Source organism: Sporomusa sp. (assembly GCF_057736855.1).
The window spans coordinates 1-2,160 of record NZ_JBYKYF010000416.1 but is presented as its reverse complement, the minus strand read 5'-3'; the positions used below and the strand labels follow the sequence as shown (position 1 = coordinate 2,160).

The window sequence follows — 2,160 nt, the reverse complement described above, 5'->3', positions numbered from 1 at the left end:
TCATCAAAGAAAATAAAATTATAATTGTCCTAAAGTCAACTGCCAGGGTTGCTTCTTCAAAAGTCAAAACCCCTGCACCTACAGTAGCCACAGCCCCAATAATGGCCGCGCCAGCGCGATCCACCCTAAATATTGGGCTCTTTCCCATAGTAAATATCACCAATACACTAACCAATATCAAACCTGACCAAAGCATTTCTATCTTATATTCCACAGATAGGCCACCTTTCTAACCATATCAGCTGCTAGTTTAAAAACAACTATTAGTTTAATTCGATTCACCAAGCCGGTCAAGAAAAATACTTTCCAGCCAGTTATTTTTTCCTTACATTCAGTTTCTATTTATTTCACCAGTCCTCAAATGTAGTAAGCAGTGCTGCGAAATTCGGTATACAAATTTGGGCCTTTGCCAGATTTCGTTTTAAAGGTATCAGGTAGCCACGAACTCCCTGCGGTCTGTCCGCCTGTAGTTACCACACGAAAAGACCCTGAATCCTTACTAAGCAATAAGATTCAGGACCTTTTCACTTATAGTTTACTTCTTGGGCGTTAGAGAACATCTACCGCAAAGCACCTACGTTCTATCGCAAACCAAACGGTTTCACAGCTATTCCTTCTTGCTCCAGCTTGCTGCGGATGGCTTTAATCATATCAATAGCTCCAGGCGTATCACCATGCACACAAATAGTTTGGGCACTAATCGGAATCAGACTGCCATCAATGGCGGCAACGGTTTTATTTTTTACCATAGACAATACACGATCTGCCACCAGGCTAACATCATGAATAACAGCTCCGGCCTGCTTGCGCGGGACCAACGTTCCCTGCGCCGTATACGCGCGGTCGGCAAAAGCCTCTTCCACATAGGTAATGCCGACCTGTTTTGCCCCTTCTACCATAGCAGAATTTCCCAAACATACCATATACAGCTCCGGGTCCACAGCCTTAATGGCTTCTGCTATTGCCACCGCTACCTGGATATCCTTTTCGGCCTGATTATACATTGCCCCATGCACCTTAACATGCTGCAATTTGATGCCTTCTGCCTGACAAAAAGCCCATAAAGCACCAATTTGATACATAACATCTGCCTTGATTTCGTCTAGCGATGCCGCCATGGCCCGCCGTCCAAAACCCACCAGATCAGGGAAAGCCGGGTGAGCCCCCACTGCTACACCATACTTCTTGGCTAACCGAATGGTCTTCCACATATTACTGGGATCAGAAGCATGAAAACCGCAGGCGACGTTAATGGATGACACATAAGGCATCGCATCTTCATCATACCCTAGCGTATACACGCCAAATCCTTCACCCATATCACAGTTTAAATCAATAGAAATCATATTATTTAACCTCCCTAATCGCTACATGGAAAACCTGGTTATTGACTGTTATTTTTAAATGTTTTGTTTCACCGAGCAGCTTATTACTATTAGCCAGCAAAGCCTGTTGTATTTTCTTATAGTTCTCAAGCTCAGCCAAAAGCGCTGCCTCTGCCGCTTCTTCGGTGCAGCGTTTAAAAGTAATGATATCACCAGGTTTGGCTTGCGCCAACAGACTTAAATCTGGCCCAATAACGGTACCAATTTTAGTATAGCCACCAGTCGTTTGCCGATCAGCCATCATAATTATCGGCTTACCATGTCCTGGCACCTGAACAGCACCTTGACACAAAGCATCAGAGATAATATCAGCCTTATCTTTGTGCTCAATCACTTTGCCTTCTAACCGATAGCCCATCCGGTCAGCTTCGGTAGTAATCACATATGAGCTAGTAAAAAAGGTTGTTATCCCGACTTCGGTAAAATAATCATCCTGTGGACCTAATAACACCCGCAACTCAATCTGATCACGATAGACGGGTACAAACTCAGCAGGTAACAACCGAGGAAACCCAGGTCGATAAGCGGCTTCTTGGCCGATAGGAATAACATCACCGGTTTGCAAAGCCCGACCGTCAATACCACCAACAGCAGCACGGATATACGTCGATCTACTCCCCAATACTACCGGTGTATCAATACCACCATTAACAGCCAAATAAGTTCGGCAGCCGCTGCTTGCATAATCAAAAACTAATTCACTGCCTGCCGCTACAAAAAATCCTGACCAGTTTGCAATGCGGGTACCATTAAGCATGGCTTGCATGTCCGCGCC

Annotated in this window: 2 protein-coding genes and 1 pseudogene; all 3 read right to left on the bottom strand. The window is 45.0% G+C overall.

Features of this window, described 5'->3' with window-relative positions:
* Window positions 1-214: pseudogene (locus tag AC29Z1_RS17060) on the bottom strand (anion transporter); the annotation flags it as partial.
* 367 nt (window positions 215-581) lie between these two features.
* A complete protein-coding gene (locus AC29Z1_RS17055; protein WP_488272645.1) occupies window positions 582-1,346 on the bottom strand; it encodes a LamB/YcsF family protein in 765 nt (254 codons plus the stop codon).
* Window position 1,347: 1 nt separating this feature from the next.
* A partial coding sequence (locus tag AC29Z1_RS17050; protein ID WP_488272644.1) for a 5-oxoprolinase subunit C family protein occupies window positions 1,348-2,160 on the bottom strand: 813 nt, incomplete at its 5' end.

Coding starts and splice junctions, on each gene's coding strand:
- AC29Z1_RS17055 (WP_488272645.1), bottom strand. CDS start 1,346: ATGATTTCTATTGATTTAAACTGTGATATGGGTGAAGGATTTGGCGTG.